Source organism: Psychrobacillus soli (assembly GCF_006861775.1).
GTDB classification, from domain to species: domain Bacteria; phylum Bacillota; class Bacilli; order Bacillales_A; family Planococcaceae; genus Psychrobacillus; species Psychrobacillus soli.
In genome coordinates this window covers 1-16,125 of record NZ_VDGG01000017.1, presented here as the reverse complement: position 1 = coordinate 16,125, position 16,125 = coordinate 1, and the positions used below count along the sequence as shown (strand labels likewise).

The following is a 16,125-nucleotide window of genomic DNA, read 5'->3' as shown; positions in this document are numbered from 1 at the left end:
TGTTCTTTAATTATACCGAAGTTTGAGTGGAAAGTCATTTTAAAGTCGTTATACCGCGGAATTATGCTATACTAATAAAAGTATTTTTTAAATTTAATGAGGTGGAATATATTGAAATTTTCAACAAAAGGACGATATGGTTTAACGATTATAGTTGCTCTAGGAAAACAGTACGGAGAAGGGCCAATTGCGCTTCGAACAATTGCAGCAGAGCATAATTTATCCGAAGCGTATTTAGAACAAATTGTATCTCCTTTGCGAAATGCAGGACTTGTTAAAAGTGTGCGCGGTGCTTATGGGGGTTATATGCTATCAAACAAGCCAGACGAAATAACTGCTGGCGATGTTATTCGAGTTTTGGAAGGACCGATTCAAATTGTAGAAGGCATTGAAGAGGAAGAACCACCACAACGCGAATTGTGGATGCGTATACGAGATGCAGTAAAAAATGTGTTAGATACGACGACAATTGAAGATTTAGCAAAATATACAGAAGATAATCCAGACGATACTGGATATATGTTTTATATTTAAGGAGTCTTTTAAATGACTAGAATATATTTAGATCATGCCGCAACTACACCAATGGCAGAAGAAGTAATCCAAACATTTACCGCAGAAATAAATGAAGAATACGGAAATGCATCGAGTATTCACCAAACAGGTAGAAATGCAAGAAAAAAACTAGATCAATCACGAATCATTTTTGCTAAAAGCATCGGGGCACACGAAACAGAAATTACGATAACAAGTGGGGGAACCGAAGCGGATAACTACGCTATTTTTGGGACTGCTTATGCTAGGGAAAATGAAGGAAAGCATATTATTACGACACAAATTGAACATCACGCAGTACTACATGCTTGCGAGCAATTAGAACGTGCAGGTTTCGATGTGACGTATTTACCGGTGAATAAAGAAGGAATAGTCGAGATAAATGACTTGAAAAATTCGTTACGAGACGATACTATTTTAGTTTCTGTTATGTATGCGAATAACGAAGTCGGGGCGATTCAACCAATTCAAGCAATCGGGGAATTGTTAAAGGATCATCCTGCTTATTTCCATACAGATGCAGTACAAGCATACGGTAGTGTTGAAATAGACGTGAATGAATTACATGTCGATTTGCTAAGTGTGTCTAGTCATAAGATTAACGGACCAAAAGGGATCGGTTTTTTATATGGGCGAAAAGGTATTATGCTAAAGCCTCTATTTTATGGTGGTCAACAAGAACGAAAAAGACGTGCAGGGACAGAAAATATTCCAGCGGTCGTCGCTTTTGCAAAAGCAGTCGAACTAAAACAAGCGAACATACAAAAAAGCGTTACCGATTATGTTCAATTGAAACAAGCTTTCTTAAAGCAACTAGAAAGTAACGGTGTCCAGTTCACTGTAAATGGATCGAAAGAGAACGTGTTGCCACATGTCTTGAATATTAGCATTCCAACAACAGATGTGGAAACATTTTTAGTGCAACTCGATTTAGCTGGAATTGATGCTTCTAGTGGTTCAGCATGCACTGCTGGTTCCATCGATCCTTCTCATGTGTTAGTTGCTATGTATGGTGAAAATACACCCGAACTTCGAAATTCTGTCCGCTTTAGCTTTGGGATAAATAATTCAGAGCAGCAAGTAATAGAAGCTGCAAATAAAATAAGTAAAATTATTCTAGGATAATTGAAATGAGTGAGTAAAAGTGAAAAAAATAGAAGATACACGAGTAGTGATCGGGATGTCCGGTGGCGTTGATTCATCCGTTGCAGCTTATCTATTAAAAGAACAAGGGTACGACGTTATCGGTATTTTCATGAAAAACTGGGATGATACAGACGAATTTGGCGTTTGTACCGCAACAGATGACTATGAAGATGTTATCAAAGTATGTAACCAAATAGGTATTCCGTACTACGCAGTGAATTTTGAAAAACAATATTGGGATAAAGTATTTACGTATTTCTTAGAAGAATACAAAGCAGGAAGAACGCCAAATCCAGATGTTATGTGTAACAAAGAAATCAAATTTAAAGCATTTTTGGAGCATGCATTAGCATTGGGTGCAGACTATTTAGCAACTGGGCACTACGCTCAAGTAGAAGTAAGAGATGGACAAACTCGCATGCTCCGCGGAAAAGATAATAACAAAGACCAAACTTACTTCTTGAACCAATTAAACCAAGAGCAATTAGAAAAAGTCATGTTTCCAATTGGTCATTTAGAAAAGAAAAAAGTTCGTGAAATTGCATTAGAGCAAGGTTTAGCAACTGCAACGAAAAAAGATTCAACTGGTATCTGTTTCATCGGAGAAAGAAACTTCAAAGAATTTTTAGGGCAATATCTTCCAGCTCAAAGAGGAGTTATGGAAACGATGGATGGCAAACAAATGGGGCACCATGACGGGTTGATGTACTATACGATTGGGCAACGTCATGGTTTAGGTATTGGTGGTTCTGGAGATCCATGGTTTGTTATTGGGAAAGATTTAGAGCGAAATGTATTATTAGTAGGTCAAAATATTAATAATGATGCCCTGTTTTCTACAAGTTTAACAGCAACGAATCTATCATTCACAACAACACTAGAAAAACCAACATCCTTTGATTGCACAGCAAAATTCCGTTACCGCCAAGAAGATGTGGGCGTTCATGTAGAACTTCTTTCGGAAGGCAAAGTATTGGTGACATTCGATCAACCAGTTCGCGCAATTACACCAGGACAAGCAGTTGTTTTTTATCAAGATGACGAATGCCTTGGTGGAGCTACGATAGATGAAGTGTTCAAAGATGGATTGAAGTTGGACTACGTCGGGTAACAGGAGGTATTAGAATGGACTACAATGAATTAGGTATTCAGGCAATACAAGAAGAAAATTATGAAAAAGCAGCAGAATTATTCACGAAGGCGATTGAAGAAAATCCAGATGAAGCGATTGGCTATATTAACTTCGGAAATCTGCTAGCTTCCATGAATGAGAATGATCGTGCGGAACGATTTTTTCAAAAAGCAATTACACTAGATGAGCACGCGGCAACTGCCTATTATAGTCTAGCAAATTTATACTATAATGCGGATCGTTTCGAGGAAGCTGCAAAACTTTATGAAAAGGCAATTGCAGGTGGAATTGAAGGGGCAGATGCCTATTTTATGCTAGGGAAAAGCTTTGAAAAAGAAGGACATACGAAGCTTTCCTTGCCATATTTACAACGTGCTTATGAACTAGCATCCGGAGATATTCAAATTGCACTTTCCTATGGTATTGCGCTAGCAAGTATGGAAATGTTTGAACAAGCGGAACCCCTGTTCAAAGAAATTTTAGAAGCGGATGCAGAAAATGCAGACGCGCATTATAATTTAGGTGTTTTATACGCGGTTTCTACTTCGGATACAGATGCCGCTTTACATCATTTAAAAGAAGCTTTTACAATTCAACCAACTTATGATCAAGCACGTTATGTGTACGACATGATTTCTTTACGTAATTAATATGACAATTTTTGGAGGCGGTAGTATGACAAACGAAATGAACAGTGAAAAGCAGTTTATCTCGGGACGTCCTATCGTCTCTATTTTTCATAATCCCCAAAACCTATTTTCCATTATCAAATTAAAAATAAAATCTACGAATACTACATATACCGATAAAGAAATAATTGTAACCGGTTATTTCCCTTCACTTGTTTTAGAAGAAGCATATAAATTTACTGGATTTATTAAAAATCATCCGAAATATGGTGTACAGTTCCAAGTGGAAACATTTCAAAAAGAAGTGCCGGCAACGGAACAAGGAATTGTCCATTATTTGTCGAGTGATATGTTCCCGGGAATTGGACGTAAAACAGCTGAAACAATTGTGAAAAAGCTTGGATCTAATGCTATCAATAAAATTTTGGACGATCCTGCTGCCTTAGATGTGATTCCGAGACTGGCAGAAGAGAAAAAACAAACGCTACGTGCCGTTTTAGAACAAAATTTAGGTTTAGAAAAAGTAATGATTCAGCTAAATGAATGGGGTTTTGGACCTCAAATTGCGATGAAAATATATCAAGCATACCGACAAGAAACGATTACGGTTTTAACGAAAAATCCATTTCGTTTAATAGAAGAAGTGGAAGGTGTCGGATTTGTACGTGCTGATGAGCTTGGTTATAAATTAGGTATTAAAGGAAATCACCCGGATCGTATTAAAGCGGCCATTTATCATTTACTGCAAACTGCTTCTTTAAGTGAAGGACATGTCTTTTTATATGCCGAGCAGTTGCTGGAATCGGTTAAAAAGCTATTGGAAAGCGCCCAAAGAGAAGAAATACCGTTCGAATCGATTACAAAATGTTGCATTGAACTTGCGGAAGAAAACCGAATTGTTGGGGAAGTGAATCGTTTTTATATCCCTTCTCTTTATTATTCGGAAGTTGGTATCGGTTCTAAAATCGAAACGTTACTCGGTGAAAATGATGCACATCATAAATTTCCTCTAGCAGAGATGAAAAAGCATTTAGGCGGTATTGAAGAACGATTAGGCGTGCAATATGCAACTACTCAAGTAAAAGCGATTGAAACAGCCTTAAACGCCAGTATGACGTTATTAACGGGGGGACCGGGTACAGGGAAAACAACGGTAGTCCGAGGAATCGTTGAATTGTATGCCGAACTTCATGGGCTTTCACTTGATCCAAAAGAATGGGCAAAAGACAAAAAGCCCTTTCCTATTGTGTTAGCTGCTCCAACTGGTAGAGCAGCGAAACGTCTAAGTGAGTCAACCGAATTACCTGCTATGACTATTCATCGGTTGCTAGGATTTAATGGTCAAGAAGATGATGATGTGGAAGGAAAAGAAATAGAAGGCAAACTAATCATCATAGATGAAACTTCCATGCTTGATACATGGCTAGGACATCAACTGTTAAAGGCAATTCCAAAAGATGCGCAAGTTATTTTTGTAGGAGACCAAGATCAGTTGCCCCCAGTTGGACCTGGGCAAGTATTAAAAGATTTGCTGGCATCTAAGCGGATTCCAACGGTCGAGCTAAAAGATATTTATCGCCAATCAGAAGGATCCTCTATCATTGAATTAGCCCATGAAATGAAAAAAGGATCGGTTCCACAAACTTTACTAGACAAAACGAGGGATCGTTCGTTTATCAAAGCTTCCACGGAACAAATACCAAAAGTAGTGGAGCAAGTACTGAAAAGTGCTTTATCCAAAGGACATTCTATCCGAGACATTCAAGTACTAGCTCCGATGTATAGAGGTCCAGCTGGAATTGATGCGTTAAATAAAATGATGCAAGAAATGGTCAATCCAAATCCTGATGGAACACGGAAAGAAATGATTTTTGGAGAAACAATCTACCGTATAGGGGATAAAGTACTACAACTCGTCAACCAGCCGGAAAGTAATGTGTTTAACGGAGATATGGGGGAAGTTGTAAGTATTTTCAGAGCAGCTGAAACTGTTGATAAAAAAGAAATCCTCGTCGTTTCATTTGATGGTACAGAAGTGACGTATGAAAAAAATGATTTAAACCAAATTACATTAGCCTATTGCTGTTCTGTACATAAATCGCAAGGTAGTGAGTTCCAAACGGTTATTATGCCAGTGACGCGCAGCTATATGAAAATGCTACGGCGAAACCTATTGTATACAGGAATTACGAGAGCTAAAAATTTCTTAATATTATGTGGGGATCCGGAAACTTTTAAGTATGGTGTGGAGCGGACAGATGATTTGCAGCGTTTAACGACACTAAAAGATCGATTGATTGGAAGTGAGGAGTCAGTAGTGCAACCAGTTGAATCGGAAGTTCCAAATTCCGATGAACCGAAGGAAGAACTCCTAGACACTACTTTTTTATCAGCAGATAACTATCATTCGATCGATCCATTAATCGGTATGAAAGGAATTACACCTTATCAATTTATGGAGGCAGACAATTGACATTAGGACGATTGTTTTTTATAATCAATTGCATATAACGAAAATGTTGACGGAGAAAGTACGATTGTTACCTGACAAGAGAGGGATTCCACGGCTGGAAGAATCCTCAGTGCATAACAATTAGGAAAGCTACTCTTGAGTGCAGTTAAAACCTGCCGTTTTGCCGCGTTAAGGCTTCTTAAGAGACATGTTTGGCAACAGCTAATATGTAACTAGGGTGGTACCGCGAAATAATAGCTTTCGTCCCTTTTTGGGATGAGGGCTTTTTTTATTTCTACAAAATTAGGAGGAATTAGGATGAAACAATTAACAGGTGCGCAAATTAGACAAATGTATTTAGACTTCTTTATCGAAAAAGGACATACGCAAGAACCATCTGCTCCACTAGTGCCGATTAATGATCCATCTTTACTTTGGATCAATAGTGGGGTTGCAACTTTAAAAAAATATTTTGATGGACGTGTCGTGCCAGAAAATCCACGTATTACGAACGCTCAAAAATCTATTCGTACAAATGATATTGAGAATGTAGGGAAAACTGCTAGACATCATACGTTCTTCGAAATGTTAGGTAACTTCTCAATCGGTGAATACTTCAAAAAAGAAGCGATCGAATGGGCATGGGAATTTCTGACGGATGAAAAATGGATTGCTTTTGATGCAGAAAAATTATCAATTACGGTTCATCCTGAAGATGAAGAAGCATATAGTATTTGGAGAAACGAAATTGGTATTCCGGAAGAAAGAATTATTCGTCTAGAAGGAAACTTCTGGGATATTGGAGAAGGTCCAAGTGGTCCGAACTCTGAAATTTTCTATGACCGCGGAGAAAGTTACGGAAATGACGCAAATGATCCGGAGTTATATCCAGGTGGAGAAAATGAACGTTATTTAGAAATTTGGAACTTAGTATTTTCTGAATTCAACCACAATCCAGACCACACGTACACACCACTACCAAAACAAAATATTGATACTGGTATGGGTCTGGAACGTATGGCAAGTGTTGTACAAGATGTTCCTACTAACTTTGATACAGATTTATTTATGCCAATTATTCGCCAAACAGAAAGTATTTCAGGAAAAGCATATCGCCAAAACGATGAAGATGATACTGCATTTAAAGTAATTGCTGACCATGTTCGTACAGTGGCTTTTGCAATTGGTGATGGAGCGCTTCCATCTAATGAAGGCAGAGGGTATGTACTTAGAAGATTACTTCGACGCGCGGTCCGTTTTGCAAAACAACTTGGCATCGACAAACCATTCTTACACGAGCTTGTCCCTGTTGTTGGAGAAATTATGCAAGATTTCTACCCAGAAGTTACAGCGAAACAAGAATTCATTATGCGTGTTATGAAAAATGAAGAAGAACGTTTCCACGAAACACTGCATGACGGTTTAGCGATTTTAGAAAAAGTAATCGAAGAGCAACATGCAAAAGGGGAGTCATTCATCCCTGGAACGACTACGTTTACTTTATATGACACATACGGCTTTCCGATTGAATTAACGGAAGAATATGCAGAAGAAGCAAATATGACAGTAGATCATGAAGGCTTTAAAACAGAGATGGAAGCACAACGTTCTCGCGCTCGCGCTGCTCGTCAAAATGTCGATTCAATGCAAGTACAATCAGAAGTATTTAGTAAACTTCATGATGAAAGTGAATTCATTGGATATGACACACTTTCATCTACAACGAAAATCACATCGATTATTCTTGGTCAAGCACTAGTGAAATCTGCAAGTGAAGGCGATGAAGTGAAAGTTATTTTGACACAAACTCCTTTTTATGCAGAAAGTGGTGGTCAAATCGCCGATCATGGAATCATTGAAAATGAGTCGTTTAGAGGATTTGTCAAAGATGTGCAAAAAGCACCAAATGGACAAAATTTACACACTGTTGTGATCGAATCAGGGGAAATGATCAATGATGCATCGGTTAATGCAAGCGTAGATCCATCACTACGTGGTCATACGATTAAAAATCACTCTGCAACGCATCTATTACATCAAGCTCTAAAAGACGTTTTAGGAACTCATGTAAACCAAGCAGGTTCTTATGTTGGCCCTGATCGCCTGCGTTTTGACTTTTCTCATTTTGGACAAGTTACAAAAGAAGAGCTAGAGAAAATTGAACGTATAGTGAATGAAAAAGTGTGGGATAATATCCCGGTAGTTACTGGATTCCATAATATAGATGACGCGAAGAAAATGGGTGCAATGGCATTATTCGGGGAGAAATACGGTGATATCGTTCGCGTTGTCCGAATGGGTTCATTCTCTCTAGAACTTTGTGGAGGAGTTCATGTACAAAACACTTCTGAGATCGGGTTCTTTAAAATCCTATCAGAAAGTGGAATTGGAGCAGGTACTCGACGTATTGAAGCTGTTACAGGTAAAGGTGCTTTTGAAGTTGTCAAAGAGGAAGAACATGTACTTGCAGAAGCTGCAAATTTATTGAAAGCACAACCAAAAGATATCGTTTCGAAAGTAGCGCAAACATTACAAGAATTAAAACATGCGCAAAAAGAAAATGAATCACTTTCTGCAAAAATCGCTAACAGCCAAGCTTCATCTGTACTTTCATCTGCTCAAACAATAAATGATATTACCGTATTGTCTGTAAAAGTAGATGCAAAAGACAATAACCAACTACGTCAAATGATGGATGATTTAAAACAAAAACTTGATAAAGCAGTGATCGTGCTTGGAGCAATTGATGGGGATAAAGTAATGATTTCGGCAGGAGTAACAAAAGATTTAGTTGGTGGAAACTATCATGCAGGCAATATCGTCAAACTAGTAGCAGAACAATGTGGTGGTAAAGGTGGCGGTCGCCCTGACTTCGCAATGGCTGGAGCAAAAGACGGCAGCAAATTAGAGTCTGCTTTAACTTCTGTTTACGAATATATGAAAACTATCTAAAAAAATTAGGTATATTTGATACTATTTCCAATTTCGGTTATACTGAAAGTCAGATAAGTAATGTTGCCTACTAAAATCGAAAGCGAGGTGCTGATCATGAGTTCATTTGATAAAACGATGAAATTTAATTTTCCTGAAGAATCGATGGAACAGGAAGTCAAACATGTGATGCTACAAGTACACTCTGCACTAGAAGAAAAAGGGTATAATTCTATCAATCAAATTGTAGGCTACCTACTATCTGGTGATCCAGCTTATATTCCTCGCCATCAAGATGCGCGTAATATGATTCGAAAATTAGAACGTGACGAGATTTTAGAGGAATTAGTAAAGTTCTATATTAAAAAAAATAATGAGGCTTAAACATGCGAATAATGGGTTTAGACGTCGGTTCCAGGACAGTTGGCGTTGCGATAAGTGACGCACTGGGTTGGACAGCACAAGGTATTGAAACCGTCAAAATTAATGAAGAAGAACTAAATTTTGGTTTGGATCGTATTGATGAATTAGTAAAACAACATGAAGTAACAGAATTCGTCGTTGGTTTTCCTAAAAACATGAACAATACTATTGGTCCTCGTGCAGAAGCATCTGAACACTATGCGAAGCTACTAACCGAAAAATACAATTTTCCCGTAACGATGTGGGATGAAAGATTGACAACAATGGCTGCAGAACGTATGTTAATAGATGCAGATGTTAGCCGTAAAAAACGGAAGCAAGTAATTGACAAGATGGCTGCTGTAATGATATTACAAGGTTATCTAGACAGAAAAAATAAATGAGGTGACTGCAATGGACCACGGTCAAGAAAATATTACAGTAGTAGATGAAAATGGCAACGAGCAACTTTGCAATGTACTGTTCACATTTGAATCAGAAGAATTTGGAAAATCATATGTACTTTACTATCCAGTAGGGGCAGAAGAAGATGAAGACGAATCAATCGAAATTCACGCATCTTCCTTCACTCCAAACGAAGAAGGCGAAGATGGAGATTTACTTCCAATCGAAACGGATGCTGAGTGGGATATGATCGAAGAAATGTTAAATACATTTTTAGATGAAGAAGACGAAGATTAATTATTCGACAAAAAAGGAAGGAAAGAGGTTCTCCTCATTCCTCCTTTTTCTTTTTGGACATTATCTAGTATAATGAATTGGAATAAGGGGGGAAACCCGTGGAAAACGAATCAAAAAAAGAGATAATGTTTGATCGGATGAAAAAAAAGAAAAAAGAAGTGAAACTTGTCAGAAGAATTGTTTTGGTTATCGTACTTTTTCTCCTAATTGTAAGTGGAGTAGGTGGATATATTGCTTATAGTTACGTGAAAAGTGCATTAGAACCAGTAGATCCAACTTCAGAAGCTATAGTAGATGTAGATATACCAATTGGTTCTGGCTTGGACACCATTTCCGCAACACTTGAAGATAATGGTATTATTAAAAATGCGAAAATATTTAAATACTATGCGAAATTTAATAATGAATCTAATTTTCAAGCAGGACAATATAGTTTAACGAAAGCGATGACTTTGGATGAAATTATCGAAAGTTTGAAAACCGGTAAAGTATATAGGGAGCCATTGTTTTCGTTGACAATTCCAGAAGGTCTAACTTTGGAACAAATAGGACAAGTTATTGAGAAGAAAACTGGTCAGTCCGCCGATGAATTTTTTGCTCTTGTAACGAGTGATGAATTTGTTGATAGAATGATGGTTAAGTATCCTAATTTGCTATCTGCAGAAATTAAAGCGGAAAATGTTCGTTATGCATTAGAAGGTTATTTATATCCTGCAACGTACCCATTTTTCGAAGAAAGTCCATCTTTAGAAGTAATAGCTGACACGATGATTGCAAATACGGAAAAAACGGTATCAGCATACTATGACCTTTTGCAAACAGAGGAAAAAACGGTACACTGGTTGTTGACATTTGCATCGCTACTTGAGGAAGAAGCTACTGCACAAACAGATCGTGAAACGATTGCTAGTGTCTTCTATAATCGATTAGATATCGATATGCCATTACAAACAGATCCGACCGTTTTATATGCACTAGGTAGCCATAAAGATCGGGTGCTATTTGAAGATTTGGAAGTGGACAATCCTTATAATACGTATCAAAATTTAGGTTTACCGCCTGGTCCAATAGCGAACGCAGGAAAGTCATCTATTGAGGCAGTGTTAAATCCAACGGATACTGATTATTTTTATTTCCTTGCTGACAAAAAAGGAGAAAATCACTTTTCCGAAACTTATGAACAACATCTTCAAAAAATTGACGAATATTTAAAATAATATACTGCAGGAGAAGGAATGAGGTCGCATTCCTTCTCCTGCTATGCTATTATAAGATATGTTTTTTACATACAAAAAGGGGTTAGCTTGGAATGAATGTAAGTGATGAATTTTTAAAAGATTTGATAAAACCTCGCTCCGCTATTTTTATGGAAATGGAGCAATATGCAAAAGAAAACCATGTTCCCATTATGCAGTTAGTCGGGATGGAGTCCTTACTACAACTTCTTTCCTTACAAAAACCAATGTCTATTCTAGAACTAGGGACAGCAATAGGCTATTCATCTATGAGAATGGCGACGAAGCTAACGGATGCGTCAATCGTAACGGTAGAAAGAGATGAACAAAAAGCAGAACTTGCCAAAAATTATATAGAGAAAGCGAACTTGCAAAATCGTATACAAGTCATTATTGGCGATGCTTTAGAAATTTCAGAAGAGCAATTGGGCAATCGAACATTTGATGCAATTTTCATTGATGCAGCAAAAGGACAATATAAGAATTTCTTTGAGAAGTACGCTCCATTTCTAAATGATGGTGGCGTTATTTATTGTGATAATTTATTACTTAATGGCCTATCAGAACTACCGATGAGTGAAGTACCTAGACGTAAAAGAACGATGGTACGCAACCAACATCAATTTATGGAATGGTTGATCAATCATCCTGATTATGACACGGCATTTCTACCGGTCGGCGATGGCATGCTAGTAAGTATTAAGAGGTGACAGGATGAAAAAAACAGAGCTATTAGTTACGCCTGCAAATTTGGAACATTTGACTGAGTTAATCGAAGCTGGAGCAGATGCTTTTTTAGTTGGAGAGCAGTTTTACGGTTTGCGCTTAGCTGGAGAATTTTCATTGGAAGATATTAAAGTTGCAAGAAAACGAACAAAAGAACATAATAGAAAATTATATGTTGCGATGAATGGAATTTTTCATAACGACAAAGTGGATGCACTTGTTCCGTATATGCAAAAACTTCAAGAAATCGGTGTGGATGGCATAACATTCGGGGATCCAGCAGTTATTATAGCGAGAAGAGAAGCGGCGGTATCTATTCCGTTACACTGGAATACCGAGCAAACAGCCACGAATTATTTCACGGCTAATTATTGGGGCAAGCGTGGTGCGACGCGCGCCGTTTTAGCTAGAGAACTAAGCTTAGATGAAATAGTGGAAGTGAAAGAAAATGCGAACGTTCAAATTGAAGTACAGGTACACGGAATGACTTGTATGTTCCAATCGAAACGTTCGTTACTAGGAAATTATTTCTTGTTCCAAGATAAAACGATGGAAGTAGAAAATCGCTCCAAAAATAAAAACATGTTTTTGCATGATAAAGAACGTGCAAACAAATACCCGATTTATGAAGATGAAAACGGCACACATATTTTTAGTCCGAATGATATGTGTATGATCGATGAGCTGGATGAACTTTTGGATGCAGAAATAGATAGTTTGAAAATAGATGGAATTTTACATGATCCATCCTATGTTACAACTATCACAAGCTTGTATAGACAAGCAATCGATGCATACGAGCATTCAAAATCTAGCTATAAAGAAATAAAAAAAGAATTGTTCAAGCAAATTGAAGCAATACAACCTCCACTAAGACCATTAGACACTGGATTCTTCTTTAAAGAAACGGTCTATTAAGAAAGGAAGGTTATAAGTGACGGTTACTAAATTAGACAACATAAGTGAACTTGTAAATGGAAAACGCGTTATTACTAAAAAACCAGAATTACTTGCACCGGCAGGAAATTTAGAAAAACTGAAAATTGCTGTCCATTATGGGGCAGATGCTGTTTTTATAGGTGGACAAGAATTCGGACTACGGTCCAATGCAGGTAACTTCTCGATTGAAGAAATGCGTGAAGGAGTAGAATTTGCGAACCAGTATGGTGCGAAAATTTATGTGACAACGAATATATTTGCGCATAATGAAAATATGGATGGGCTTGCAGCATATTTGCAAGCTATTGAAGGTGCGGGTGTAACTGGAATTATTGTCGCAGACCCATTAATCATTGAAACTTGCCGTACCTTTGCTCCGAAGCTAGAATTGCATTTGAGCACGCAGCAATCATTATCGAACTGGAAAGCAGTACAGTACTGGAAAGAAGAAGGACTTCATCGGGTCGTACTTGCTCGTGAAACGACTGGCGATGAAATTCAATTGATGAAAGAAAAAGTGGATATAGAAATTGAAACATTTGTGCACGGTGCGATGTGTATAGCATATAGCGGCAGGTGTACGCTTTCTAATCATATGACTGCACGGGATTCTAACCGTGGTGGTTGCTGTCAATCATGTCGTTGGGATTATGATTTATATGAACAAAACGACGGGATGGAGCACGCATTATTCAGTGAAAATGATACGCCATTTGCGATGAGTCCAAAAGATTTAAAACTATTGGAATCCATTCCAAGAATGATTGAAATGGGCATTGATTCTTTAAAAGTGGAAGGCCGTATGAAATCGATTCATTATATTGCAACGGTAGTTAGCGTTTACCGAAAAGTGATAGATGCGTATTGTGCAGATCCAGAAAATTTTGTCATGCAACACGAATGGATAAAGGAGCTTGAAAAATGTGCTAATCGTGAAACAGATACTGCATTTTTCGAAGGAGAACCAAGTTTCGAGCAACAAATGTACGGTGTACACGATAAAAAGCTAGGCTACGATTTTGTAGGTCTCGTGTTAGATTATAATGATGATACACAAATCGTGACACTTCAACAACGGAATTATTTCAAACCAGGTGACGAAGTAGAATTTTTCGGTCCGGAAATTGAAAATGTTCGAATGAAGATAAGTGAAATCACGAATGAAAAAGGAAGAATATTGGATGCAGCAAGACATCCTTTAGAAATAGTACAATTTACATGTCCAGTGAAATTGTATCCAAATAATATGATGAGAAAGGGGCTAAAATAATGTCTAATAGAACTCCTCTTATCATTGGAATCACAGGTGGTTCCGGTTCTGGGAAAACGAGTGTAACAAATGCGATAAGCGATGTATTTAAAGACCATTCAGTTGTCGTAATTGAACAAGATTATTATTATAAAGACCAAAGCCATTTAAAATTTGAAGAGCGTTTAAACACAAACTATGATCACCCACTTGCTTTTGATAATGACTTACTTATCGAGCATATTCATGATTTATTGAATAATAAAGCAATAGAAAAACCAGTGTATGACTATGCACAGCATACGCGTTCGAACGAAACGATTACGATAGAGCCAAAAGACGTAATCATATTAGAGGGAATACTAGTGCTAGAAGATGAGCGTCTCCGTAATTTAATGAACATAAAATTATTTGTCGATACGGACTCTGACTTACGAATTATTCGTCGAATTTTACGAGATATTCACGAAAGAGGTCGTACAGTAGAGTCAGTCGTGGAGCAATATCTGACAGTCGTTCGCCCTATGCATAACCAATTTATAGAGCCTACAAAAAAATATGCAGATATCATTATTCCAGAAGGCGGACAAAATGAAGTGGCAATCGATTTAATGGTTACAAAAATAAAAACAATTCTTGAAACTAACGTTATTGTATAATATGATGATTGGTGATTGACAATAATTTCATGAAATTCATATCATTTAAATGTTCAGCATATGAATGGTACATGAAGATGTTTTAAGTGTGTATTTAAAGGAGTGTATGGGAAGTGTCAACAGAGAAACAATATCCAATGACCGTTGCTGGTAAACAAAAATTAGAAGAAGAATTAGAAATACTGAAGACGGTTAAACGTAAAGAAGTAGTAGAACGTATTAAAATTGCGAGAAGCTTCGGGGATTTATCCGAAAACTCGGAGTATGATTCAGCGAAAGAAGACCAAGCATTTGTAGAAGGTAGAATTTCTACACTTGAGTCGATGATTCGTAATGCAGTTATTATTGAAGAAGAAGGCAATAATGATACTGTAACACTTGGGAAAACGGTAACATTTATCGAAATTCCTGATGGTGATGAAGAAACATATACAATCGTTGGTTCAGCAGAAGCAGACCCGCTAGAAGGCCTAATTTCCAATGATTCGCCTATTGCTAAAGGATTACTTGGCAAAACAATAGGAGAAAAAGTGAAAATATTGACTCCAGGTGGAGAAATGGACGTAGAAATAAAATCAATCTCATAACAAAAAAGAGGTAAACGATTATGTTTGCCTCTTTTTTGAATGCTTTAGGAAAATAAATAAACTAGACAATTGATTAAGTTCCTAATAAAAAATAATGTACGTCATCATATAGGGATACTGCGTGGTAGTGGGTTGAAAATGAGTGTCCGCTGGGATTTCCGCTGCTGGGCGGACGCTTTCCGTGGGGTGAGCGATGAGCCTTCACCGCCGCGCCTGCGCGCGTCCGTTGTGAAGTCTCATTTTGCTCACACAGAGGAACAAAGGCTAAAAACGCCACATCGTGTGGCAACGCCTTCGTGACCAACATCCTGTTGGCCTCCACTGGAGTCGCCTCCCAGCAGCGAAAATCCATGGGAANTATAAACTATTATAACCATAAAAGGTTGAAATCTAAATTCAAGATGAGTCCTGTACAATACCGTACTCATCTTGCGCAAGCCGCTTAACTAAAAAATCATGTCTAACTTTTGGGGGTCACTACACTAGCGCGTACGCGCGTCCGTTGTGAAGTCTCATTTTGCTCACACAGAGGAACAAAGGCTAAAAACGCCACATCGTGTGGCAACGCCTTCGTGACCAACATCCTGTTGGCCTCCACTGGAGTCGCCTCCCAGCAACGAAAATCCATGGGAATTGCTTGCTAATTTTGCGTCCACTGTTATCAGAGCTTTAAATTGATCAGATTCCCTACGCAATATTTACTAAAGCTAATTAGAAAATGCTTTCTCCAAATAAGTAGAGCATTTACTTAGGATAAAGTTCGTTTCATACAACTATTTAT

At 37.8% G+C, this 16,125-nt stretch carries 15 protein-coding genes, 1 pseudogene and 1 other annotated feature; all 16 genes and pseudogenes read left to right on the top strand.

The window, feature by feature from the left end:
- Nucleotides 1-111 precede the first annotated feature (111 nt).
- Nucleotides 112-534, top strand: coding sequence for a cysteine metabolism transcriptional regulator CymR (gene cymR / locus FG383_RS09925; protein ID WP_142607257.1), 423 nt, complete (start codon nt 112-114; stop codon nt 532-534).
- A gap of 12 nt (nt 535-546) precedes the next feature.
- Complete coding sequence (locus FG383_RS09920) at nt 547-1,680, top strand: cysteine desulfurase family protein (RefSeq protein WP_142607256.1); 1,134 nt, start codon at nt 547-549, stop codon at nt 1,678-1,680.
- A gap of 19 nt (nt 1,681-1,699) precedes the next feature.
- Nucleotides 1,700-2,812 carry a tRNA 2-thiouridine(34) synthase MnmA gene (gene mnmA / locus FG383_RS09915; RefSeq protein ID WP_142607255.1) on the top strand — a complete coding sequence of 371 codons (1,113 nt, stop codon included), beginning with the start codon at nt 1,700-1,702 and terminating at the stop codon, nt 2,810-2,812.
- A gap of 14 nt (nt 2,813-2,826) precedes the next feature.
- Nucleotides 2,827-3,483, top strand: a complete 657-nt coding sequence (locus FG383_RS09910) for a tetratricopeptide repeat protein (protein ID WP_142607254.1) — start codon at nt 2,827-2,829, stop codon at nt 3,481-3,483.
- Between the two features lie 25 nt (nt 3,484-3,508).
- Nucleotides 3,509-5,935: an SF1B family DNA helicase RecD2 gene (gene recD2, locus FG383_RS09905; RefSeq protein ID WP_142607253.1), complete on the top strand. Its 2,427-nt coding sequence runs from the start codon at nt 3,509-3,511 to the stop codon at nt 5,933-5,935.
- A 37-nt stretch (nt 5,936-5,972) separates the two neighbouring features.
- Nucleotides 5,973-6,186, top strand: a binding site (T-box leader).
- Nucleotides 6,187-6,232: 46 nt separating this feature from the next.
- On the top strand, nt 6,233-8,866 hold the full coding sequence (gene alaS, locus FG383_RS09900; RefSeq protein WP_142607252.1) for an alanine--tRNA ligase: 2,634 nt from the start codon (nt 6,233-6,235) through the stop codon (nt 8,864-8,866).
- A gap of 96 nt (nt 8,867-8,962) precedes the next feature.
- On the top strand, nt 8,963-9,229 hold the full coding sequence (locus FG383_RS09895; RefSeq protein ID WP_053588802.1) for an IreB family regulatory phosphoprotein: 267 nt from the start codon (nt 8,963-8,965) through the stop codon (nt 9,227-9,229).
- A gap of 2 nt (nt 9,230-9,231) precedes the next feature.
- Nucleotides 9,232-9,651, top strand: a complete 420-nt coding sequence (gene ruvX, locus FG383_RS09890; protein ID WP_142607251.1) for a Holliday junction resolvase RuvX — start codon at nt 9,232-9,234, stop codon at nt 9,649-9,651.
- Between the two features lie 10 nt (nt 9,652-9,661).
- The gene (locus FG383_RS09885) at nt 9,662-9,949 is read left to right on the top strand and encodes a DUF1292 domain-containing protein (protein WP_142607250.1); all 288 of its coding nucleotides are present in this window, start codon (nt 9,662-9,664) and stop codon (nt 9,947-9,949) included.
- Between the two features lie 98 nt (nt 9,950-10,047).
- A complete protein-coding gene (mltG, locus tag FG383_RS09880; RefSeq protein WP_142607249.1) occupies nt 10,048-11,166 on the top strand; it encodes an endolytic transglycosylase MltG in 1,119 nt (372 codons plus the stop codon).
- A 92-nt stretch (nt 11,167-11,258) separates the two neighbouring features.
- A complete protein-coding gene (locus FG383_RS09875; protein ID WP_142607248.1) occupies nt 11,259-11,894 on the top strand; it encodes an O-methyltransferase in 636 nt (211 codons plus the stop codon).
- A gap of 4 nt (nt 11,895-11,898) precedes the next feature.
- A complete protein-coding gene (locus FG383_RS09870; protein WP_142607247.1) occupies nt 11,899-12,828 on the top strand; it encodes a peptidase U32 family protein in 930 nt (309 codons plus the stop codon).
- Nucleotides 12,829-12,844: 16 nt separating this feature from the next.
- Nucleotides 12,845-14,119: a peptidase U32 family protein gene (locus FG383_RS09865; protein ID WP_142607246.1), complete on the top strand. Its 1,275-nt coding sequence runs from the start codon at nt 12,845-12,847 to the stop codon at nt 14,117-14,119.
- The gene (gene udk, locus FG383_RS09860) at nt 14,119-14,757 is read left to right on the top strand and encodes a uridine kinase (RefSeq protein ID WP_142607245.1); all 639 of its coding nucleotides are present in this window, start codon (nt 14,119-14,121) and stop codon (nt 14,755-14,757) included. Before FG383_RS09865 ends, udk begins: the two co-directional genes overlap by 1 nt.
- Before the next feature lie 113 nt (nt 14,758-14,870).
- The gene (greA, locus tag FG383_RS09855) at nt 14,871-15,344 is read left to right on the top strand and encodes a transcription elongation factor GreA (RefSeq protein ID WP_142607244.1); all 474 of its coding nucleotides are present in this window, start codon (nt 14,871-14,873) and stop codon (nt 15,342-15,344) included.
- Nucleotides 15,345-15,703: 359 nt separating this feature from the next.
- Nucleotides 15,704-15,790 (top strand): annotated as a pseudogene (locus FG383_RS09850) (IS3 family transposase); the annotation flags it as partial.
- Nucleotides 15,791-16,125 lie beyond the last annotated feature (335 nt).